This is a genomic window from Streptomyces sp. NPDC042002 (assembly GCF_055588305.1).
Window position 1 is genome coordinate 54,051 of record NZ_JBVJCT010000023.1, and the last position, 21,164, is coordinate 75,214.

The 21,164-nt window shown below is 70.0% G+C and carries 19 protein-coding genes and 2 riboswitches; of the genes, 6 read left to right on the top strand and 13 right to left on the bottom strand.

The features are described 5' to 3' along the window. Positions 1-14: 14 nt before the first annotated feature. Both ACZ6KY_RS27925 and ACZ6KY_RS27930 read right to left on the bottom strand, forming a co-directional pair. Positions 15-386, bottom strand: a complete 372-nt coding sequence (locus ACZ6KY_RS27925) for a hypothetical protein (protein ID WP_469313020.1) — start codon at positions 384-386, stop codon at positions 15-17. A 135-nt stretch (positions 387-521) separates the two neighbouring features. Continuing rightward, positions 522-1,484, bottom strand: coding sequence for a helix-turn-helix transcriptional regulator (locus ACZ6KY_RS27930; protein WP_469313021.1), 963 nt, complete (start codon positions 1,482-1,484; stop codon positions 522-524). Between the two features lie 103 nt (positions 1,485-1,587). Between ACZ6KY_RS27930 and ACZ6KY_RS27935 the strand changes: the two genes are divergently transcribed. Next, the gene (locus tag ACZ6KY_RS27935) at positions 1,588-2,178 is read left to right on the top strand and encodes a TIGR03086 family metal-binding protein (RefSeq protein ID WP_469313022.1); all 591 of its coding nucleotides are present in this window, start codon (positions 1,588-1,590) and stop codon (positions 2,176-2,178) included. Between the two features lie 352 nt (positions 2,179-2,530). Here ACZ6KY_RS27935 and ACZ6KY_RS27940 read toward each other — a convergent pair whose 3' ends face one another. Then, positions 2,531-3,391 carry a thioesterase family protein gene (locus tag ACZ6KY_RS27940; protein ID WP_469313023.1) on the bottom strand — a complete coding sequence of 287 codons (861 nt, stop codon included), beginning with the start codon at positions 3,389-3,391 and terminating at the stop codon, positions 2,531-2,533. A 160-nt stretch (positions 3,392-3,551) separates the two neighbouring features. Between ACZ6KY_RS27940 and ACZ6KY_RS27945 the strand changes: the two genes are divergently transcribed. Then, positions 3,552-4,874 (top strand): alpha/beta hydrolase, encoded by a 1,323-nt coding sequence (locus tag ACZ6KY_RS27945; protein WP_469313024.1) that lies wholly within the window; start codon positions 3,552-3,554, stop codon positions 4,872-4,874. Here the strand turns inward: ACZ6KY_RS27945 and ACZ6KY_RS27950 are convergent. The 10 genes from ACZ6KY_RS27950 to ACZ6KY_RS27995 form a co-directional block, all read right to left on the bottom strand. Next, positions 4,774-5,439 carry a trimeric intracellular cation channel family protein gene (locus ACZ6KY_RS27950; RefSeq protein ID WP_469313025.1) on the bottom strand — a complete coding sequence of 222 codons (666 nt, stop codon included), beginning with the start codon at positions 5,437-5,439 and terminating at the stop codon, positions 4,774-4,776. The genes ACZ6KY_RS27945 and ACZ6KY_RS27950 overlap by 101 nt on opposite strands. Positions 5,440-5,486: 47 nt before the next feature. Beyond that, a complete protein-coding gene (locus ACZ6KY_RS27955) occupies positions 5,487-6,878 on the bottom strand; it encodes a M1 family metallopeptidase (protein ID WP_469313026.1) in 1,392 nt (463 codons plus the stop codon). A 106-nt stretch (positions 6,879-6,984) separates the two neighbouring features. Then, complete coding sequence (locus tag ACZ6KY_RS27960; protein ID WP_469313027.1) at positions 6,985-8,244, bottom strand: ABC transporter ATP-binding protein; 1,260 nt, start codon at positions 8,242-8,244, stop codon at positions 6,985-6,987. Beyond that, positions 8,241-9,338, bottom strand: coding sequence for an ABC transporter ATP-binding protein (locus tag ACZ6KY_RS27965; protein WP_469313028.1), 1,098 nt, complete (start codon positions 9,336-9,338; stop codon positions 8,241-8,243). The genes ACZ6KY_RS27960 and ACZ6KY_RS27965 overlap by 4 nt, the downstream gene beginning before the upstream one ends. Continuing rightward, positions 9,335-10,342: an ABC transporter permease gene (locus tag ACZ6KY_RS27970; protein ID WP_469313029.1), complete on the bottom strand. Its 1,008-nt coding sequence runs from the start codon at positions 10,340-10,342 to the stop codon at positions 9,335-9,337. The genes ACZ6KY_RS27965 and ACZ6KY_RS27970 overlap by 4 nt, the downstream gene beginning before the upstream one ends. 72 nt (positions 10,343-10,414) lie before the next feature. After that, positions 10,415-12,166, bottom strand: a complete 1,752-nt coding sequence (locus ACZ6KY_RS27975; protein ID WP_469313030.1) for an ABC transporter substrate-binding protein — start codon at positions 12,164-12,166, stop codon at positions 10,415-10,417. Positions 12,167-12,225: 59 nt separating this feature from the next. Then, positions 12,226-13,224 (bottom strand): ABC transporter permease, encoded by a 999-nt coding sequence (locus ACZ6KY_RS27980; protein WP_469313031.1) that lies wholly within the window; start codon positions 13,222-13,224, stop codon positions 12,226-12,228. Between the two features lie 477 nt (positions 13,225-13,701). Next, positions 13,702-14,502, bottom strand: coding sequence for an enhanced serine sensitivity protein SseB C-terminal domain-containing protein (locus ACZ6KY_RS27985; protein WP_469313032.1), 801 nt, complete (start codon positions 14,500-14,502; stop codon positions 13,702-13,704). A 228-nt stretch (positions 14,503-14,730) separates the two neighbouring features. Next, complete coding sequence (locus ACZ6KY_RS27990) at positions 14,731-15,507, bottom strand: enhanced serine sensitivity protein SseB (RefSeq protein ID WP_469313033.1); 777 nt, start codon at positions 15,505-15,507, stop codon at positions 14,731-14,733. Between the two features lie 63 nt (positions 15,508-15,570). Next, complete coding sequence (locus ACZ6KY_RS27995) at positions 15,571-16,239, bottom strand: AAA family ATPase (protein WP_469313034.1); 669 nt, start codon at positions 16,237-16,239, stop codon at positions 15,571-15,573. A 175-nt stretch (positions 16,240-16,414) separates the two neighbouring features. Then, positions 16,415-16,511, top strand: a riboswitch (glycine riboswitch). Continuing rightward, positions 16,512-16,624, top strand: a riboswitch (glycine riboswitch). Positions 16,625-16,658: 34 nt separating this feature from the next. On the opposite strand from ACZ6KY_RS27995, the gene gcvT reads away from it, so the two are divergent. The 4 genes from gcvT (at position 16,659) to ACZ6KY_RS28015 (ending at position 21,155) form a co-directional block, all read left to right on the top strand. Then, positions 16,659-17,792 carry a glycine cleavage system aminomethyltransferase GcvT gene (gene gcvT, locus ACZ6KY_RS28000; RefSeq protein WP_469313035.1) on the top strand — a complete coding sequence of 378 codons (1,134 nt, stop codon included), beginning with the start codon at positions 16,659-16,661 and terminating at the stop codon, positions 17,790-17,792. Between the two features lie 184 nt (positions 17,793-17,976). Then, positions 17,977-18,354 carry a glycine cleavage system protein GcvH gene (gcvH, locus tag ACZ6KY_RS28005; protein ID WP_469313036.1) on the top strand — a complete coding sequence of 126 codons (378 nt, stop codon included), beginning with the start codon at positions 17,977-17,979 and terminating at the stop codon, positions 18,352-18,354. A gap of 11 nt (positions 18,355-18,365) precedes the next feature. Continuing rightward, entirely contained in the window at positions 18,366-19,625 is a 1,260-nt protein-coding gene (glyA, locus tag ACZ6KY_RS28010; RefSeq protein WP_469313037.1) for a serine hydroxymethyltransferase, read from the top strand. Positions 19,626-19,787: 162 nt separating this feature from the next. Then, positions 19,788-21,155, top strand: coding sequence for an L-serine ammonia-lyase (locus ACZ6KY_RS28015; RefSeq protein ID WP_469313038.1), 1,368 nt, complete (start codon positions 19,788-19,790; stop codon positions 21,153-21,155). Positions 21,156-21,164 lie beyond the last annotated feature (9 nt).

Sequence of the window (21,164 nt, forward strand, 5' to 3'; positions counted from 1 at the left end):
GGCCTTCCGGTCCGTCAGCCCTGAGCGGCGGCCGACTGCCCCTGGCCCTGCCCCTGACCCTGCCCGCCGCCGGGGCCGCCTCCACAGCCGCCCTGGCCGCCGCCCGTACCGCCGCCGGGAGCGCCGCCCGGCATGCCCGAGGGGTTGCCGGAGGGGGCCTTCCCGGTGGGCATGCCCGAAGGTGCGCCGGACCGCGAGGGCATGCCCGAGGGGGCGCCGCTGGGGCGTCCGGAGGCGCCGCCAGGCATCCCGGAGGGGCGCGCGCAGTTCTGCCCGCCGGAGGTCTTGCTGTTCGAGGACGACGAGTCGCCGGAGCCGCAGGCCGCCAGCAGGGGCGAGAGCGCGAGGAGGGCGACGAAGGGAACGAGTCGTGCACGACGGTTCATGGGGTAACTCCCAGTCAAGTCACGTGGGCCGGTTGACGAAAGCCGGACGAGCGGGAGCCAGAGCACCAGATCCACGTAGGGCCGCGCTGTGCCGCAGCTGTGCCTTGCTGTGCGGCGCGGCCCCGGCAACGGGGCTCAACCCCCTTCGTACACCGCGCTGATGGCGGCGGCCGTCGCGGCCAGTTCCGCCCGCGCCTCGGCCGGCGCGAGGACCTCCAGGGCGTCTCCGAAGGCCAGCAGCGTGCGGGTCTCCCGCACCGAGCCGAGGGTGAGGCGCGCGGTCGCCCACTCGCCGGCGCCGTCGTCCTCGGGCAGTTCGGCGAGGGAGGCGGCGTGAAGGCGTACGAACATGTCGAGGCGGGAGCGCCGTACCCGAACCGTGACATCGAGACCCCCCGGCCTCTCCTCGACCTGGCGACGCAGCACCTCCCAGGCGTCGGCGAGTTCGACGCCCGGACGGCGCCGCACCGGGTCCGGAAGGAGGGTGGCCGCGCGGACGCGGTCGGCGCGGAACAGCCGTGGGCTGCCGCGCCGGTCGGCGACCAGGTACCAGACACCGGCCTTGGAGACGAGCCCGTACGGGTCGACGGTGTAGGTACGCGGTTCGGCGTCCCCGCCGTGCCGGTAGCGCAGCCGCAGCCGGCGGTCGGTGAAGACGGCGTCCTGCAACACGTCCAGATCGACGGCCCGTTGGGGCCCGCCCTTCCAGCGTGTGGCGTCGACCAGGATCCGCCGGCTGGTGACCTCGGCGGCCGGCCGGAAGGGTGCGGGCAGCGCGGCCATCACCTTGCGCAGCGCCGAGCCGAGCGCCGCGTCGAGACCGAGGGCGGCGTGCGCTCCCTGCGCGGCCAGGATGAACAGCGAGCGGGACTCGTCCGCGGTCAGTCCCGTGACGTCCGTACGGAATCCGGCGAGCAGTTCGATGCCGCCGTGCCGCCCGCGTTCGGCGTAGACCGGGACGCCCGAGGCCGACAGCGCCTCGATGTCCCGGTAGACGGTGCGCACCGACACCTCCAGCCGGTCGGCGAGTTCGCGCGCCGGGACGCGGCCGCGGGTCTGGAGCAGCAGCAGGATCGAGAGCAGGCGGTCGGACTTCACGCGCCCAGGATCGCGCCCGCCGCGGGCCGTCCGCAAATGCTGACGGAAACTGTCAGGTTATGCGGTGACAGTGAGGGCACACCGACCCACGGAAGAGGTAGTCATGAACGCCATGGACCCCCGCCCCCTGTACACCCGCGCCGCCGGGCAGATCGCCTCGCTGATCGCGGCCGTCCGGCCGGAGCAGCTGGACGGTGCCACACCGTGCGGCGGGTTCGACGTACGTCTGCTGCTGTCGCACATGGTCGGCGGCACCCGGCGGATCGCCGTGATCGGGGCGGGCGGTGACGGGCTCGCGGTGCGGCCGTTCGCCGACGGTGTGCCGGACGACGGCTGGAGCGCCGCGTACGGCGAGGTACGGGCGGAGGTCCGCGCGGGATGGTCGGACGACGCCCGGCTGGACGCGCTGGTGCGGGTGCCCTGGGGCGAGGCCCCCGGGCGCGTCGCCCTCGCCGGGTACGTCATGGAGGCCGTCACGCACACCTGGGACCTCTCCGAGGCGCTCGGCCGGCCGCTCGAACTCGATCCGGAACTGGCCGAGTTCGCGCTCGCCATCGCCGGGCGCGTGCTGCCCGACGAGGGGCGCGAGGACCCCGAGCTGCCCTTCGGCCCGGTGGTGCCGGTCCCCGCGGACGCCGACGCCTACGAGCGGCTGGCGGCCTGGACGGGCCGCCGGCCGCTGGTGACCGCCTGACGGCCCGAGACGTCGTCACCGGGGACGGGACGGTGACACCGACGGAGGGTGCCCCCGAGACCGCGCTCGGGGACACGGGCCCCGCGCGCCGCCGAGGGGGCAGCCCCGGTCAGGGGCCGGAACGCGGGCCGCCAAAGCCGAGGCGGGAACGCCGACCGGCACAGCCAAGGCGGGAACGCCCGGGGCGGCTCAGCCGAGGCCGGAACGCCCGGGGCGGCTCAGCCGAGGCCGGAACGCCCGGGGTGCTCAGCCGAGGCCGGAACGCCCGGGGCGGCTCAGACGGCCGGTGGCGCCGTGGTCCGGAACAGGGCGCGGGCTGTCGCCCGGGGCGGGCCCAGGGAGCCTGCGGCGATCAGCGCAGTCGGGCGCGGGCGAGTTGCCGGGACTGGGCGACCAGGCGGTCCGCGCTGTCCCAGACCTCCGCGTCCTCCTCCAGGAAGCCCCCGGCGAGGTTGCGGGTGGTGATCGAGACCCGCAGCGGGCCGGGCGCCGGGCGGGACCGTACGTGCACGGTCAGCTCGACGGTCGGCACCCAGCCGGACAGGCCGATCTCGAAAGCCGTCGGCGGCAGCGCGTCCACCGCGAGGAGCAGCGAGAGCGGGTCCGCGTCACGGCCGTCGGCGAGCCCGAACCACGCCCGCATCTCGCCCTTCCCGGACGGCGCGCCGAGCGCCCAGCCCAGGGTCGCGGGGTCGAGCTTGAGGAACAGCCGGTCGGTGATCGCCGAGCTGCCGGGGATGGGGGCGGGCGCGTCCTGCGGGCCGAAGCACTGGTCCATGGGCGGGATCTCGGGCGGCCGCGCGGTCGTCCGGACGTCGTCGGGCAGCGCGTCGAGATCGCCGTACGAGGCGAGCACGCGGATCCGCTCGGTCTCGTGGCCCTCGGCGTCGTACTGGAAGAGGGACGCCTGTCCGGTCGACAGCGTCCGGCCGGTGCGTACGACGTCCGTGCGGATGACCGCGGGGCCCGGCTGGGACGCGGTCAGATAGTGCGCGGAGACCGTGAACGGGTCGGAGTGCGGGAGGGCGTCGGCGAGCGCGCGGCCGAGGACGGCCAGCAGATAGCCGCCGTTGACGGCGTTGATGATCGTCCACCCGGCGGAGAGGTCGACGTCGTAGACGCCGGCCTCGCGCGGGGTGACGGCGGTGTCCCGGTCGAACTCACTGTCGCCGATCATGGCCCGTACGGCCTGTACCGAAGCTGCTTCTGGCATACGTGAACGGTACAACAGGAAATTACTAAGCGGTAGCTTTCACTGTCTCGGGCGTATGAACCCCACGCCGTCCCACCATTCAGGTGAGGATTCGGCATTTTCTTGTCAAGTGTCCGCAATCACCCGTGACCAATCGGACCGCGTTCTCCTCTGAAGGGACATGAGCCTCACCGGGACACCTTTCCTCCTGACCTCGTTCGCGCTGTGCGCCGTCGCCCTCCTGCTGCCCCTGGCCCTGTGGTCCCGGATGCCCGGACCGGCGCCGGTGCGCGGCGCGGCCAGGCTCCTGATGCTGCTGTTCGCCCAGGGGACGGCGATCAGCCTGGTGTTCGTCCTCGTGAACAACGCCAACAACCTGTACGACAACTGGGCCGACCTCCTCGGCACCGGCAACCATGTCCAGCAGGCCGCCGACCTCGGCGTGGACGGCACCGGAGGGATCTCGCTGAAGAGCCTGCCCAGGATGCGGCAGACCTTCCGGCCGGCCGACGGGCCGCGCATGCGGCAGGCCGGCGGCGTGCGCGTCACCGACCTGAAGGGACGGGTGTCGGGGGTGAACGCGGAGGTCTACGTCTGGCTGCCGCCGCAGTACGACAAACCCGCCTACCGGCACCGGAGGTTCCCCGTCGTGGAACTGCTGCCGGGCTATCCGGGCTCCGCGAAGGCGTGGTTCGGATCGCTCAGGGTGCACCAGCAACTGCTGCCGATGATGCTCGACGGGCGGGTCGCCCCGTTCATCCTGGTCGCGCCGCGCACCAACCTGCTGGCCCGCGCGGACACCGGCTGCGCGAACATCCCGGGCACCGTGAACGCGGAGAGCTGGCTCAGCATCGACGTGCCGAGGATGGTCATGGACAACTTCCGCGCCGAGTCCGCCCCGAACGGCTGGGCCACGGCCGGCTACTCGGCCGGGGCGCACTGCGCCACCAAGCTGGCCGTCGCCCACCCCGACCGCTACCGCGCCGCGGTGAGCATGTCCGGCTACAACGACCCCAAGGGCGAACGCGGTTCGCTCGCCGGACGGAGCCTGGAACTGCGCCGCCGGAACAATCCCTACCTGCTGCTGCGCGCCGACCGGATCCACCCCCGTGTCGCCCTCTACTTCTCCGGCGAGTCCGGTGACGGCTACCAGGCGGGCGCGGCGATCCAGGCGGTCGCGAAGCCGCCGACGAGCGTCGACGTGGTGCTGCTGCCGCGCAGCGCGGGCGGCCACGACATGGGCCTGTGGCGGCCGCAGCTCCCCGAGGTGTTCCGCTGGCTCACCGAGCAGTTCGACACCGGGGCGGGAGGCGCGGCGGGCACGCCCGGCTCCGGCCGCACTCCCGGAACCGGTGGCACGGGCAGCCCCCGGGGCGCCGGCGGCGCGGTCGGCGCCGACCGGGTCAGGACGTCCCTTCCTCACGCACCGTCGAACGGCGGTTCCACGCGCGCGGAGCTCGCCAGTGGAACCGCATCGCGAAAAGGCGCAGCACGAAGGCCGTGACGATGGCGAGGCCGCTGGTGAACGGGGTGAGCGCGTCGTACCGGATGCAGAGCACCACCATCGTGGCGCCGACGATCGCCGGGACCGCGTAGAGGTCACGGTCCCAGCGCAGCAGGGAGGGGACCTCGTTGGCGAGGACGTCCCGCAGCACACCGCCGCCCACGGCCGTCGCGAGGCCGAGGGCGGCGGAGGCCGTCAGGCCGAGCCCGTAGTCGTACGCCTTCACGGTGCCGGTGACACAGAACAGTCCGAGCCCGGCCGCGTCGAAGACGTTCACGCCGACCTGGATGCGCTCCACCTGAGGGTGCAGGAAGAACACGAGCAGGGCGGCGACGAGCGGTGTGGTGAAGTACCCCAGGTCGGTGAAGGCCGCCGGAGGTACCGCACCGATGATCACATCACGCAGCAGCCCTCCGCCCAGCGCGGTGATCTCCGCGAGGACGGCGATACCGAAGACGTCGAAGTTCTTGCGGACGGCCAGCAGAGCACCGGAGATCGCGAAGACGAAAATGCCGATCAGGTCGAGCGTGTGCTGGACGGAGGGGCTGAAGATTTGCTGAAGCACCCCCACATTCTCACCCGTCGCGGGGAGTGCACCTTACAAAGGAAGGCTCAGACGGCAGGTTTCCCTGTGGTGAACAGCCAGGTCTGGAAGAGGTCGTCGAGCTGCCGGCCGGAGATCCGCTCGGCGAGGGCGATGAAGTCGGCGGTACTGGCGTTGCCGTACCGGTGCAGCTTCGTCCACGCGGGCAGCAGCTTGAAGAAGGCGGTGTCGCCGATGCGCTCGCGCAGCATCTGGAGCGTCATGGCGCCCCGCTGGTAGACCGCCGAGGCGAACATCGTGTCCCGCTGCGGATCGGCGACCTCGGTCTGCCAGAAGGAGGAGTCGGCCGGCCGCTGGCCGTACCCGGCGACGAACGAGTCGTGCGCGGAGCGGATGCCCTTGTGCTCGGCCCACAGCCACTGGGCGTAGGTCGCGAAGCCCTCGTTCAGCCAGACGTCCTTCCAGTGGGCCACCGAGACGGAGTCGCCGAACCACTGGTGGGCCAGCTCGTGCACGATCGTGGTCTCCGAGCGCACGGCCGAGTACGCGGGCTTCGACTGCACCTCCAGCGAGAAGCCCGCCTCGGGCATGTCGTCGACGATCGCGCCGGTCTCCTCGAACGGGTACGGGCCGAAGACCTGCGACCAGTAGTCGGTCGCCTCCGCGGTGACGGCGTACACGTCGACGCTGTTGCTGTTGGCGAGCACCGGGTCGATGGCGACGTAGATCGGTGTCCCGGCCGGGGTCTTCCCGGTCCGCACGTCGAACTTCCCGATGGTCGCCGTCGCGAGGTAGGTGGCCATGGGCCGGCTCTCGCGCCAGTGGGTGACCGTCTCGGCGCCCTTGTCGCGGGTCGATATCAGGCGTCCGTTGGAGACCCCCGTCAGGCCCTTGGGCGCCGTGATGCGGATGTCGTAGGTCGCCTTGTCGGACGGGTGGTCGCTGGAGGGGAACCAGGTGGAGGCGGCGTTGGGCTCGCAGGCGACGAAGACGCCGTCGGCGGTCTTCATCCACCCGTAGTCGGAGCCGAACACGATCGGACCGTTGAGGGCCTCGGGGATCCCGCCGTAGGTCACGGTCACCGTGAACGTCCGGCCCTTGGCCAGCGGGCCGCGCGGGGTGATGTGGATCTCGTCGCCCTCCCGCGTGAAGTGCGCCGCTCTGCCGTTCACCTCGATCCTCGTGACGTCCAGCTTCTGGAGGTCCAGGTCGAACGCGGAGAGGTTCTGGGTGGCGCGGGCGGTGAGGGTCGTACGGCCGTCGAGGCGGTCGGTGTCCGGGTTGTACGCCACGTCGAGGGCGTAGTGGCGGGCGTCGAAGCCGCCGTTGCCCAGTTGGGGGAAGTAGGCGTCACCTATGCCGTCGGCGCCCGGGGTGGGGGCGGAGGAGGCGGCGATGAGGAATAAGGAGGCCATCGCGGTCGCGAGAGCCCCTGAACGTGCCGAACGGGAGAGTGCCATCAGCGTCCCTTTCGTACGTGTTCCGATCATTTCTGATCAGACGGACACGCAGGACTCTGCACTCTCCCGTTCGAGCATGTTCATGACTTTGCCAAGTCGTCACGGCCTACTTGCCGGTTGACTCCTGACGATCGGCTTCCGCGACCTCGGAGTCCGACGCGGAGCCGGCCTCCTCGGCGGTGGCGGCGACCTCGGCCGGAGCCTTGCCCGACACCTCGGCGGAGTCCACGCCGGAGACAAGCTCCACCGCTTCGCGCGCCGCCGACAGCAGGACGACGTCCTGCGGCGCCTGGTCCGCGGCGTTCTCCGGGTGGTGGCAGGCGACCTGCTGGCCGGGCTTCAGCTCGATGAGCGGCGGCTCGGTCGTCTTGCAGACCTGCGTGGCCTTCCAGCACCGGGTGTGGAAGCGGCAGCCGCTCGGCGGGGCGATCGGCGAGGGAACGTCACCCTTGAGCAGGATGCGCTCGCTCTTGGTGCCCCGGCGCTTGGGGTCCGGCACCGGTACGGCCGACATCAGGGCCTTGGTGTACGGGTGCATCGGCGCCTCGTACAGCGAGGAGCGGTCGGCGAGCTCGACGATCTTGCCGAGGTACATCACCGCGATGCGGTCCGAGACATGGCGCACGACGGAGAGGTCGTGGGCGATGATCACGTACGTCAGACCGAGCTCGGACTGCAGGTCGTCCATCAGGTTCACGACCTGCGCCTGGATCGACACGTCGAGCGCCGAGACCGGCTCGTCCGCCACGACCAGCTTCGGCTTCAGGGCGAGCGCGCGGGCGATGCCGATGCGCTGGCGCTGACCGCCGGAGAACTCGTGCGGGTAGCGGTTGTAGTGCTCGGGGCTCAGACCCACCAGCTCCAGGAGCCGCTGGACCTCCTTCTTCACACCGCCCTGGGGCTCCACGCCCTGGAGCCGGAACGGCGCCGAGACGATCGAGCCGATGGTGTGACGGGGGTTCAGCGACCCGTAGGGGTCCTGGAAGATCATCTGGATGTCGCGGCGCAGCGGACGCATCTTCGAGGCGCTGAGCCGGGTGATGTCCTGGCCCTCGAACTCGATGCTGCCGCCGGTCGGGTCCTGGAGACGGGTGATGACCCGGCCCATGGTCGACTTGCCGCAGCCGGACTCGCCGACGACGCCGAGCGTCTCGCCCTTGCGGACCTCGAAGTCGATGCCGTCGACCGCCTTGACCGCGCCGACCTGACGCTGGAGAACGCCCTTCCGGATGGGGAAGTGCTTCTGCAGCCCCTGGACCCGGAGCAGGACCTCGCGGTTCTCCGAGGACTTCGCGCGGTGCTCGGGAGCCGCAGCCTGCTGCGGGATCACCGCGCCTCCGCCGTCCGTCTTGTTCGTCTCACTCACAGCTTCGGCGCAATCTCTTCGGTCCAGATCCGCGTGCGGTCCTCCTGCGAGAGGTGGCAGGCCGTGTAGTGGCTGGTGCCGACCAGCTGCAGTTCGGGACGCACGGTGCGGGTGACATCGCCCTTGGGCAGGTCCGCGTACGGGCAGCGCGGGTGGAAGGCGCAGCCCGAGGGGACGTTGATGAGGCTCGGCGGCTGGCCCTTGACCGGGATGAGCCGGTCGGACGTCTCACGGTCGATGCGCGGCATCGAGCCGAGCAGACCCCAGGTGTAGGGGTGCTGCGGCTGCTCGAAGACCCGCTCGACGGAACCGCGCTCGACGCACCGGCCGCCGTACATCACCAGCACCTCGTCGGCGATCTCGGCCACCACACCCAGGTCGTGGGTGATGAGGACGACCGCGGAGCCGAACTCCTTCTGCAGGTCGCGGATGAGGTCGAGGATCTGCGCCTGGACGGTGACGTCGAGGGCGGTCGTCGGCTCGTCCGCGATGAGCAGCTCGGGGTTGTTGACGAGCGCCATCGCGATCATCGCGCGCTGCCGCATGCCGCCCGAGAACTCGTGCGGGTAGCTGTCGGCGCGCTTGGCCGGCTCGGGGATGCCGACGCGGTCGAGCATCTCGATCGCCCGCTTGCGGGCGGTCTTCTTGTCGACCTTGTGGTGCGTGCGGTACGCCTCCACGATCTGGTTGCCGATCGTGTAGTACGGGTGCATCGCGGACAGCGGGTCCTGGAAGATCATCGCCATCTCACGGCCGCGGAGCTTGCGCACCTCGTCCGGGTGGGCGCCGACCAGTTCCTTGCCGTCGAGCCAGATCTCGCCCGACATCCGGACGTTCTTGCCGCGCGCTCCGAGCCGGTGCAGGCCCATGACCGCCAGCGAGGTGACGGACTTGCCGGAGCCCGACTCGCCCACGATGCAGAGGGTCTTGCCCTTCTCCACCGAGAAGGTGAGCCCGTCGACGGACTTGACCAGACCGTCGTCGGTCGGGAAGTGCACCTTGAGGTCGCGCACTTCGAGGAAGGACCGCGGAGCGTTCGAGGGCGAGGAGACGGGCTCGCCGACCGCGGCGCCGGTCTTGGAAAGTTCGGTCATGAGAGCCTCACCCGCGGGTCGGCGGCCGCGTACAACATGTCCACCAGAAGATTTGCGATGACGACGAAGAAGGCGGCGAGAAGGGTCACGCCGAGGATCTGCGGCAGGTCGTTGTCGGTGATGCCGTCCACCGCGTAAGCGCCGATACCGTGCAGAGAGAACACGCTCTCGGTGATCACGGCACCGCCGAGCAGCAGACCGAGGTCCATGCCGAAGACGGTGATGATCGGGGTGAGGGCGGCGCGCAGTCCGTGCCGGACCACGACCTTGCTCTCGCGCAGGCCCTTGGCGCGGGCCGTGCGGATGAAGTCCTCGTTCATCGTCTCCAGCATGCCCGAGCGGGTGAGCCGCGCGTAGATGGCGGAGTACAGGAGCGCGAGAGAACACCAGGCGGGGAAGAGGGTGTTGGCCCACTGGATGGGATTCTCGGTGAACGGGACGTAAGTGCGGCCGAAGATCGGCCACTTGTAGGTGAAGAGCAGCAGCGCCAGGTTGCCCGTGAAGAACATGGGCAGCGAGACACCGGCGAGCGCGACGCCCATGAAGGTGCGGTCGAAGAACGAGCGCGGCTTGAGCGCGGAGATCACGCCGACGGCCACACCGGACACCAGCCACAGCACCGCGGCACCCACGGCGAGCGAAAGGGTCACCGGAAGGCGGGAGGTGAGCTCCGGCCAGACGGCCTGGTGGGTCTTGAAGGAGTACCCGAAGCACGGTGCGTCGCAGTGCGCCGTGGTGGGACCCAGGTCATAGGTCGCGCCGCTGACGATCCCCTTGATGAAGTGCCAGTACTGGACGTAGACGGGCTGGTCCAGACCGAGGTTGTGCTTGACCGCGAGGATGTCGGCCTTCGTCGGGCTCTTCCCGATGTACTGCTGCGCGAGCTGGTCGGCGGTCTGGCCGACCAGTCTGGGCAGCAGGAAGAAGATGGCGAAGGTGACCGCGGAGACGACCAGGAGCAGGATCACTGCCGCTGCCGTCCGACGGAGGATGTACGAGATCACGGGGATCGGCGCTGGTGCCCGCGGGCCGCTAAGCCCGCGGGCACCAATGCCTTCACCTGCCTTCCGGGGCTGCTACTTCTTCGTGGTGCCGATGTTGAGGTAGTCGTACTGACCGCTGAAGGCCGCCGTGGAGACCAGGTTGGTCGCGTACTGCGGGCGGGCCAGCAGAACCTTGAAGTAGGTCAGCGGCACGAGGACGGCGTCGTCCATGGTCTTCTTGTCGATCTCGGTGTACAGGGCGTTGCGCGCGGCGTCGTCCTGCGTACCGATGGCCTTCTCAAGAAGGGAGTTGACGTCCTTGTTGTCGTACTGCGACAGGTTGGTGTTACCCGACGCGCCGATCGCGGAGCCGTTCAGGATCTGCTGCAGGAAGCCGTAGCCGGAGGGCCAGTCGGCACCCCACTGCATCATGATCAGGCCGATGTTCTGCTTCTCGGTGAACTTCGGGACACCCGCGTAGTCGGTGAAGTACTTGCCCGACGGGTACTGCTTCAGGGTGGCGTTGATGCCGGCCTTCTTCAGCGAGGCGATGATCGCGGTGGCCGCGTCGATCTCCTGCGGGCGGTCGCTGCGCGCCGTGATGTTGGTGCTGATGGTCGACTTGCCACAGGCCTTGAGCTGGTCCTTGGCCTTGGCCGCGTCACCCTTGTTGCCGGCGGAGGCGTAGACGTCCGACTTGGCGTAGCCCGGGATGTCCGGCGGGAGAACCGTGGAGGCGATGTCGCCACGGATCGGGCCGCCCTCGGCGGTCTGCACCGAGACCTTGTCGATCGCGAACTGCACGGCCTTGCGGCACGCGACGTTGTCGAACGGCTTCACCTTGCTGTTGATCGCCATGTAGACGAGACGGCCACCGTAGGTGTTGTCGGTGTTGGCCTTCTTCGCGGCGTCGGTGAGCACCTGTGCCTGGGTCGCGGCCTGGACACCGGCACCACCGAGGTCGATCGCGTCGCCCGCGAGGACGTCCTTGTCGATCGTCTCGGCGTTGACCTTCAGGTTGACGACGATCTTGTCCGGGTACTGCTTGCGCAGCGGGTCCGTCTTCGCGTCCCAGTTCTCGTTGCGCACGAGGACGGCCTGCTTGCCGTCGGAGTAGCTCTGGAACTTGTACGAGCCCGAGGACACGATGTTCTTGACGTAGTCGACGCCGTTGTCCTTGGCCTGCGGGACCGGCGCCGTCTGCGGCGAGGCGACCAGGTAGTCGAACTCCTGGAAGGCGGTCTTCAGGTGGAAGACGACCGTCGTGTCGTCAGGGGTCGCGATCGAGTCGAGGCCCTTGCCGCTCTTGTCCTTGTAGGGACCCTTGTACTTGTCGCCGCCCACGAGGAACTGCTGGAAGTAGTTCGGGCCGAGGGAGAGCACGTCACGCGCGAAGTTGGAGCGCTCGACCGCGTACTTGACGTCCTTGGACGTGATCGGCGTGCCGTCCTGGTACTTCAGGCCCGTACGCAGCTTGTACGTCCAGGTCTTGCCGCCGTCGCTCGGGACGCCCTTGCCGGCCGCGAGGTCCGGGACAAGGGTGTTGCCCTTCTGACCGGCGCCGGGCTGGAACGTCATCAGCGGGCGGGCGTACAGCCGGCTGAGGTTGTACATGTACGCGTAGTACGTGTTGCCCGGGTCGAAGGAGTCCGGGACATCGGAGTACTCGTACGTAACCGTGCCCCCCTTCTTCGCGGAGGCGTTGACGACGCCCTGTGTGGCTGCGTTGGCCCCAGCTGATTTGGCGGTGCCGTCGTTCTTGTTGTCATCGGCCTTGCTGCAGCCTGCAACGAGCAGACTCGCGGAGCCGATGGCCGCTATAGCGGCCAGCGCTGACCTTCGCATGATGGGCGGGTTCCCCTCCATTGTCGGAAACTTGGTGATCTCTCGGTGTCCGTCAGGCATCAGCGGCTGCGCGGGTCGAGAGCGTCGCGGAGACCGTCGCCGAGCAGATTGAAGGCGAGGACGGTCACGAAGATGGCGAGGCCGGGCACGATCATGAACTGCGGGTCGACCTGGTAGTAGGTGACCGCTTCCCTGAGCATGCCGCCCCAGGACGCCTGCGGGGGCTGGATACCGACCCCGAGGAAGCTGAGGGACGCCTCGAAGAGGATGTTGGTCGGGATGAGCAGCGTCGAGTAGACGATGATCGGGCCGACCAGGTTGGGCAGCAGCTCCCGGAAGACGATGTACGGGCCCCTGGCGCCCATGCCCCGGGAGGCGTCCACGAATTCCCGCTCACGCAGGGCGAGCGTCTGGCCTCGGACGATCCGGCCCAGGTAGGGCCAGTTGAAGAAGCCGATCACGAAGATCAGCACGCTGAGGTGGAGCGGGAGCCCTTCGAGGCCGAACGCACCGCCCTGCAGGGTGGCGGAGATGGCGATCGCGAAGAGCAGGAGGGGGAAGGCGAGGAAGGTGTCCATCAGGCGGCTGATGATCGAGTCGACCCGCCCGCCGTAGAAGCCCGCGACGACGCCCAGGATCGCGCCGATCACGTTCGACAGGATGGTGGCCCCGAAGGCGACGACCAGCGACACCCAGGAGCCCTCCAGGACACGGGTGGCCATGTCGCGCCCGAACTTCGGGTCGACACCGAGCGGGTGGTCCGCGCTCATGCCACCCGAACCGCCCTTGGGGAGCGAGGTGTTGGGGTCGATCAGGTCCTGGTGGAAGGCGTTCGGGTCCAGGCCCAGCATCGACTGGATGGGCCGGGCGAGGATCGCCATCAGGATGAGCAGTACGACGATGACACCGCCGGCGACCGCCACCTTGTCGCGCTTGAAGCGCGTCCAGGCGATCTGTCCCAGGGAACGGCCCTCGATCTGCCCCTTGCCGGCTCCGGCAAGCACAGCCTCCGGCTGCGCTTCCGTTGCCGCCGCGGTGGTCTCGATCGGTGCGGTCACAGTGACCCGACCCCTCTCGCCGGTGGTGACCGGCCTACGCCTGCCGCTGTCTGCGGCTTGGTTCACTTGCTCGCCGGGAGGTTGACCGCAGGTGGTGCGGCCCGATGGCCCGGCTGATGATTCGACTTGCACTCGCTCACAGGACCGAAGACCCCGTGTCTGTTGGGGGAGTCTTCAGTGCCGCCACGATCGGGTGCCAGGCCTCATGGAGAAACTATGCGCAACCGTGATGCTTGTTGAGGGATTCCGTTATCCGAACAGTGGGTAACAGGATTCGGACGACTGCCAATTGACACTAAAGAACCCCAGAAGTGCTCTTTAGGTCTTGAATGCCACCAATATTGGACATTAGGCACAAACGTCCGCTTCCCCGCAGGTCAGCAGCATGGGACGCACGACATATGAAGGCCGTGTGCAGGGTCATGATGCCAGCCGAACTCGCACTGGCATCCGACAGGTCCGGGATTCGGGACGCCCTCAGTAACCGCCGCGGGCCGGCGGATAGCCGTAGCCGCCCGCCATCGGCGCCTGCGCGGGAGCCGCGTGCGCCTCTCGGTCGTAGAACGGCCGGGCGTTCGCGCGCAGCCACATCGCCACCGGGTCGAACTCGTCCGACATCGCGACGGTGGAGACGGGCAGCCCGTCCGGGACCGCGCCGATGGACTGCTGCATCATCGCCCGCACCGAGTCCACCGCGGGCGGTGAAGTGTCGTACACGTCAAGGCCGATGGCGAGATACGGCGCCCCGAGCGCGGGCTGGACCCAGGCCCGGCGCAGCGAGCGCACGGCCGGGGTCAGATGCGCGTTCTGGGTCAACAGGGCGTAGAACTGCGGGATTTCGATGCCGGGTTCGGAGAGCCGGAGCGGGCCTGCGGGCTGCCGCTCCAGGCCCGTGGCGATCCGGCGCAGATCCAGCCAGGGGATGCCGAGACCGCCGCCGGGGGCGTGCGGATTGAGCCAGAGGCCGAACTGGTCGGGATACAGGGTGCGGGCGACGTCCAGCCCGTCCACGACTTCGTACGAGCGGTTCCAGCCACTGGCCGAGAGTTCCTGGGCCGAGGTGACGCAGGGCGCGTACCCGAAGCCGTCCACCCTCATGTTCCCGTACTGGGCGTCCGGGGAGCCGGCCTGGCCGTGCCAGAGCAGCATCCACACCTGGCCGGACGACGGGGTCGCGAGCGCGCGAAGGAGCGCCTCGTAGGCGTCGTAACGCCCGGGAGTCACCTGGCGCAGCATGTGCTCGACCTGCCCGGCCGCGGCCGTGCCCGACGCGCTCACCCTCAACCGCCCCTTCGCGAACAATTCACGACGAACTCATCCCTTACGCCCGAGGCGCCGGTTACGAACATGCGTCAACACCTCGACCAGGCCATGAAACCAGCTTATGCGGCGTTCGCGCTCCGCCGGGGGAAGCAGCCGAGAGCGGTGGCCCGCCGCGTGCGGGGAGCAGCGGGCCCCGCGGGGCCGGGCGCCCGGTTTCCCGGGCGCCCTCGGGGCGGGCGCCGTTCAGTGACCGTACTGGTAGAAGGGGCGCACCTGGGCTCGCATCCAGTCGCCGACCGGGTCCTGCGTCACGTCGAGGAGAACCAGGTTCACCGGAATGTTCATCGGGACGCGGCCGAGGGCGCGGCCCAGGGCGTCCAGGGGCAGGGTGCGGGCCTCGCCCTCCCAGAGCGAGAGTTCGACGCCGATGAACATGACCGGATCGTCGCCCTCGATGCTGGCCAGACAGCGGCGGGCGCTCAACACCACACCGGTCCCGGCGAACTCGGCCGAGGCCGCGGCGAGGAAGTCCATCGGATCGTCCTGCCAGTCGGGCTCGAAGAGCCGCACCCGCCCACCGCCGGCCGACCCGTCCAGCGGGGTCCGCCCGGCCCGGCACAGCTCGGCGACGGCCATCGGCGGCAGCGGTACGCCGACCACACCGTCCGGGTTGACGGCGATGCCGACCTGCGGCGGAAGGCCGCGGGCGAACTCCACGGCGGGCGCGATCGTGTACGACATGTGGCCGCCGGTGACCTGGCGGAACTGCTCCTCGGAGCTGAAGACGGGGACGTACACCTGGCCCCCGAGGTCCATCGTGGGCAGATCGAGCGGACCGCTCTGCGGGCCGCCGCCGTTGGGCAGCGGCACCCATACGAAGCTGCGGCCGAGCGCCTCGACGATACGAGCGGCCGCCGAGGGCCCCGCGGGCATGCTGAGGGAGGAGGACAACACCTCCTCCAGCTCGTTGCCGGGCCAGCCGCCGTGCGGATGGGGGTGCGCCTGTGCCGGAAAGTCCATCTGTCTACCGCCCGCTTCGAACCGTTGTTCCGGCTGGAAAGATTAGTGGGCCACCGCAACCGGTCAGTGGCCGAAGTCGATCCCGCGCAGGACGTCCGCCGCGTCCCGGTCGATCAGCACCGCCGAGCCGCACCCCGGGGGCAGGTCTCCCCTCTCGGCGGAGCGCAGCAGCCGGGCGACCGCGCCGCGATGGCGGGCGAAGGCGTAGCGCGAGACGCCCCGGCCGCGCTCGCGCTGCCCGTCCCGCGCGGTGCCCGGCGGGACGTCGAGCAGCAGCAGGTGCAGCGCGCCGCCCCGGCGCCGGGCCTCGCGGGCGAGCCAGCGGCGCACCCAGGCCTGCGTACCGCAGTCGTGCACGACGAGTCCGCCGCCGCCCCGCAGCGCGCGGCGCAGGCCGGCGTAGTGCGCGAGGCGGACGAGGGGGCGGTAGAGGACGTACGGCACCAGGCGGGCCATCCGGCCGTCCCAGCGCTCGCGGGTGTCCTGCGAGTCGACGCGCGCGCCCCGCACGGCCCGCCGCATCAGCGTCGACTTTCCGCTGCCGGGCAGTCCGGTGACCACCACGAGGTCGCGCGCCCCGAAGCGGAGACCGTGCGGGCTGTGTCCGACCCGGTCGCGGAGGTCCCGGACGACAGGCGCCGGCAGCGGGCCGCGCGCCTCCCGGGCCGGTGCGCCGGGCTGCTCCGGCAGCGCGAGACCCGAGGTCGTCGCGTACGCCGTGGTCCTGTTCACCGTGACCGTCCTCCCCTTGGGTGTGGAGTCCCATCCCCGTCGACTGTAAAGAGAAGGTAATGCCCGGCGCTTCCCCTTTTCATGCGCGGACTGCCACAGCCCGGTTACAGATGCCGGTCTGCCGGGATCGGACGGCACGTGCGATGATGGCCCCGCCAACTGCATACCGGCCGCTTGAATCCGCGCGGGAGAGTCCTGGGTACGTGTACCCGGGCGCCGAAGGAGCAAGTCCCTCCCTTGAATCTCTCAGGCCCCGTTACCGCGCGGGCGAGGCACATCTGAAAAGCGGGCCGCTCACCGGTGGCTCCACCCAAGGTGCAAATCAGGACCACCGTTTCGCGGGGTCCTGATGAACCTCTCAGGTTCCGATGACAGATGGGGAGGAACGACCTCGCCGTCATGCCTTGGGAGCCAGACCGATGAGCAGCACCGCACCCCGTCACACCGCGCTCGATGCCCTGCATCGCTCGCTGGGCGCGACGATGACCGACTTCGCAGGCTGGGACATGCCCCTGCGCTACGGCTCCGAGCGCGACGAGCACCTCGCCGTCCGCACGAAGGCCGGCCTCTTCGACCTCTCCCACATGGGCGAGATCACCGTCACCGGCCCCGAGGCCGCGGCTCTCCTGAACCACGCGCTGGTCGGCAACATCGCCACCGTCGGCGTGGGCCGCGCCCGCTACACCATGATCTGCCAGGAGGACGGCGGCATCCTGGACGACCTGATCGTCTACCGCCTGGCCGAGCACGAAGCCGGTTCCTCTCACTACATGGTCGTCGCGAACGCCTCCAACGCCCAGGTGGTGCTGGACGCGCTGACCGGGCGCGCCGCCGGTTTCGACGCCGTGGTGCGCGACGACCGTGACGCGTACGCGTTGATCGCCGTACAGGGGCCCGAGTCCTCCGGCATCCTCAAGGCGGTCACCGACGCGGACCTGGACGGCCTGAAGTACTACGCGGGCCTGCCGGGCACGGTGGCCGGCGTTCCGGCCCTGATCGCCCGCACCGGCTACACCGGCGAGGACGGCTTCGAGCTGTTCGTCGCCCCCGCCGACGCCGAGAAGGTGTGGCAGGCGCTGACCGACGCGGGCACCCCCGCCGGTCTTGTCCCCTGCGGTCTGTCGTGCCGCGACACGCTGCGCCTGGAGGCCGGCATGCCGCTGTACGGGCACGAGCTGACCACCTCGCTGACCCCCTTCGACGCCGGTCTCGGCCGGGTCGTGAAGTTCGAGAAGGACGGCGACTTCGTGGGGCGCGCGGCGCTGACCGAAGCCGCCGAGCGTGCCGCTTCCGAGCCGCCGCGGGTCCTCGTCGGCCTGATCGCCGAGGGGCGTCGCGTGCCGCGCGCCGGGTACTCGGTCGTCGTCGGCGGCCAGGTGATCGGCGAGATCACCTCCGGCGCCCCGTCCCCCACGCTGGGCAAGCCGATCGCCATGGCGTACGTCGACGCCGCGCACGCCGCGCCGGGCACCGCCGGTGTCGGTGTGGACATCCGGGGCAGCCACGAACCGTACGAGGTCGTGGCGCTGCCGTTCTACAAGCGCCGGAAGTGACACTGGTCCGCACGGGCCGGACGTGACACCGGTCCGCACGGGCCGGACATGACACGGATCCCCGTCGGGCTCCGGCGCTGACGGGCGATCCCGTCGGGCTCCGGACGTGACCCTGGGCACATCCGCCCGGGTCACCCACGCTTCCCTCCATCAGCACTCCCACGCGTACAGGAGAATTCAGGTCATGAGCAACCCCCAGAAGCTGCGCTACAGCAAGGAGCACGAGTGGCTGTCCGTCGCCGAGGACGGCGTCGCGACGGTCGGCATCACCGAGTACGCGGCCAACGCGCTCGGCGATGTCGTCTACGCCCAGTTCCCGGCGGTCGGTGACACGGTGACCGCGGGCGAGTCCTGTGGCGAGCTGGAGTCGACCAAGTCGGTCAGCGACCTGTACTCCCCCGTCGACGGCGAGGTCGTCGAGGCCAACCAGGACGTCGTGGACGACCCGTCGCTCGTGAACTCCGCGCCCTTCGAGGGCGGCTGGCTGTTCAAGGTGCGCGTCGCGGGCGAGCCCGAGGACCTGATGTCCGCCGACGAGTACACCGCCTTCACCGCCGGCTGAGGAGTCACCGCATGTCGCTTCTGAACACCCCCCTTCACGAGCTGGACCCGGACGTCGCGGCCGCCGTCGACGCCGAGCTGCACCGCCAGCAGTCCACCCTGGAGATGATCGCCTCGGAGAACTTCGCTCCGGTCGCGGTCATGGAGGCCCAGGGCTCGGTCCTGACCAACAAGTACGCCGAGGGTTACCCGGGCCGTCGCTACTACGGCGGCTGCGAGCACGTCGACGTGGCCGAGCAGATCGCCATCGACCGGGTGAAGGCGCTCTTCGGCGCCGAGTACGCCAACGTGCAGCCCCACTCGGGTGCCTCCGCCAACCAGGCCGCGCTGTTCGCGATGGCCCAGCCCGGCGACACCATCCTCGGCCTGGACCTGGCCCACGGCGGCCACCTGACCCACGGAATGCGGCTGAACTTCTCCGGCAAGCAGTTCAACGTGGTCGCGTACCACGTGGACGAGGCCGGCCTGGTCGACATGGCCGAGGTCGAGCGGCTCGCCAAGGAGCACCGCCCGAAGGTGATCATCGCGGGCTGGTCGGCGTACCCGCGGCAGCTGGACTTCGCCGCGTTCCGCCGGATCGCGGACGAGGTCGAGGCCCTTCTGTGGGTCGACATGGCGCACTTCGCCGGTCTGGTCGCGGCGGGTCTGCACCCGAACCCGGTTCCGTTCGCGGACGTGGTCACCTCCACCACCCACAAGACGCTCGGCGGCCCGCGCGGCGGGATCATCCTGGCGAAGCAGGGCTTCGCGAAGAAGCTGAACTCCTCGGTCTTCCCGGGCTTCCAGGGCGGTCCGCTGGAGCATGTGATCGCCGCCAAGGCCGTCTCCTTCAAGGTCGCCGCCTCGGACGACTTCAAGGAGCGCCAGCAGCGCACGCTGGACGGCGCGCGCATCCTGGCCGAGCGTCTGGTCCAGGCCGACGTGAAGGCCGTCGGCGTGGACGTCCTGTCCGGGGGCACGGACGTGCACCTGGTCCTGGTCGACCTGCGCGACTCCGAGCTGGACGGCCGGCAGGCCGAGGACCGCCTCCACGAGGTCGGCATCACGGTCAACCGCAACGCCATCCCGAACGACCCCCGCCCGCCGATGGTCACCTCGGGCCTGCGCATCGGCACGCCCGCCCTCGCCACCCGCGGCTTCACGGCCGAGGACTTCACCGAGGTCGCGGACATCATCGCCGAGGCGCTGAAGCCGTCCTACGACGCGGAGGACCTGAAGGTCCGCGTGTCCGCTCTGGCCGACAAGCACCCGTTGTACCCCGGCCTGAAGTAGTTCCGTAGGCTTTCTGTCATACGTTGTATTCACCCGTACGGTTCCTTTCGTACGGACATCCGGGGCACCGCGCACACTGGAAGAGCGCGGTGCCCCGTTCCATGCGGTCCCGCACCACCTCCGCCGGACAACGGCGTCCGGCGAAACCACCAAGGAGTTCCCGTGGCCATCTCGGTCTTCGACCTGTTCTCGATCGGCATCGGCCCGTCCAGCTCCCACACGGTGGGCCCGATGCGCGCCGCCCGCATGTTCGCCCGGCGGCTGCGCAACGAAGAGCTGCTCGCCCCCGTCACGGCGATACGCGCCGAGCTGTACGGCTCCCTGGGCGCGACCGGCCACGGCCACGGCACCCCCAAGGCGGTGCTGCTCGGTCTGGAGGGCTCCTCGCCCCGGACCGTGGACGTGGAGGGCGCCGACGAGCGGGTCGAGCAGATCAAGTCCTCGGGCCGGATCAACCTGCTCGGCGAGCACGAGATCGACTTCTCCTTCGACGACGATCTGGTCCTGCACCGCCGCAAGGCCCTGCCGTACCACGCGAACGGCATGACGATCTTCGCGTACGACGCCTCGGGCGAGCTCGTCCTGGAGAAGACGTACTACTCGGTGGGCGGCGGCTTCGTGGTCGACGACGACGCGGTCGGCGAGGACCGCATCAAGCTCGACGACACGATCCTGAAGTACCCGTTCCGCACGGGCGACGAGCTGCTGCGGCTCACGAAGGAGACCGGCCTGTCGATCTCCGCCCTGATGCTGGAGAACGAGCGGGCCTGGCGCACCGAGGAGGAGATCCGCGAGGGACTCATCGGCATCTGGCGCGTCATGCAGGCCTGCGTCTCGCGCGGCATGGCCCGCGAGGGCATCCTGCCGGGCGGCCTCAGGGTCCGCCGCCGCGCCGCGCCCTCGGCCCGCCAGCTGCGCGCCGAGGGCGATCCGCTGGCCCACGCCATGGAGTGGATCACCCTCTACGCGATGGCGGTCAACGAGGAGAACGCGGCGGGCGGCCGGGTGGTCACCGCCCCCACCAACGGCGCGGCGGGCATCATCCCGGCGGTGCTGCACTACTACATCAACTTCGTGCCGGGCGCCGACGAGGAGGGCGTCGTACGGTTCCTGCTCGCCGCCGGAGCGATCGGCATGCTCTTCAAGGAGAACGCCTCCATCTCGGGCGCCGAGGTCGGCTGCCAGGGCGAGGTCGGCTCGGCCTGCTCGATGGCGGCCGGCGCGCTCGCCGAGGTGCTCGGCGGCAGCCCCGAACAGGTCGAGAACGCCGCCGAGATCGGCATGGAGCACAACCTCGGCCTGACCTGCGACCCGGTCGGCGGCCTGGTCCAGATCCCCTGCATCGAGCGCAACGGCATGGCCGCGGTGAAGGCCGTGACGGCGGCCCGGATGGCCATGCGCGGCGACGGCTCCCACATGGTCTCCCTCGACAAGGTCATCAAGACCATGAAGGAGACCGGCGCCGACATGAGCGTCAAGTACAAGGAGACGGCCCGGGGCGGGCTGGCGGTCAACATCATCGAGTGCTGAGGAAGAGGG

What these genes read in the sequence shown, in the direction of transcription:
- ACZ6KY_RS27925 (WP_469313020.1), bottom strand. Translation starts at nt 386, where the DNA reads ATGAACCGTCGTGCACGACTCGTTCCCTTCGTCGCCCTCCTCGCGCTC.
- ACZ6KY_RS27935 (WP_469313022.1), top strand. Translation starts at nt 1,588, where the DNA reads ATGAACGCCATGGACCCCCGCCCCCTGTACACCCGCGCCGCCGGGCAG.
- ACZ6KY_RS27940 (WP_469313023.1), bottom strand. Translation starts at nt 3,391, where the DNA reads ATGCCAGAAGCAGCTTCGGTACAGGCCGTACGGGCCATGATCGGCGAC.
- ACZ6KY_RS27945 (WP_469313024.1), top strand. Translation starts at nt 3,552, where the DNA reads ATGAGCCTCACCGGGACACCTTTCCTCCTGACCTCGTTCGCGCTGTGC.
- ACZ6KY_RS27955 (WP_469313026.1), bottom strand. Translation starts at nt 6,878, where the DNA reads ATGGCACTCTCCCGTTCGGCACGTTCAGGGGCTCTCGCGACCGCGATG.
- ACZ6KY_RS27965 (WP_469313028.1), bottom strand. Translation starts at nt 9,338, where the DNA reads ATGACCGAACTTTCCAAGACCGGCGCCGCGGTCGGCGAGCCCGTCTCC.
- ACZ6KY_RS27975 (WP_469313030.1), bottom strand. Translation starts at nt 12,166, where the DNA reads ATGCGAAGGTCAGCGCTGGCCGCTATAGCGGCCATCGGCTCCGCGAGT.
- ACZ6KY_RS27990 (WP_469313033.1), bottom strand. Translation starts at nt 15,507, where the DNA reads ATGGACTTTCCGGCACAGGCGCACCCCCATCCGCACGGCGGCTGGCCC.
- gcvT (WP_469313035.1), top strand. Translation starts at nt 16,659, where the DNA reads ATGAGCAGCACCGCACCCCGTCACACCGCGCTCGATGCCCTGCATCGC.
- gcvH (WP_469313036.1), top strand. Translation starts at nt 17,977, where the DNA reads ATGAGCAACCCCCAGAAGCTGCGCTACAGCAAGGAGCACGAGTGGCTG.
- glyA (WP_469313037.1), top strand. Translation starts at nt 18,366, where the DNA reads ATGTCGCTTCTGAACACCCCCCTTCACGAGCTGGACCCGGACGTCGCG.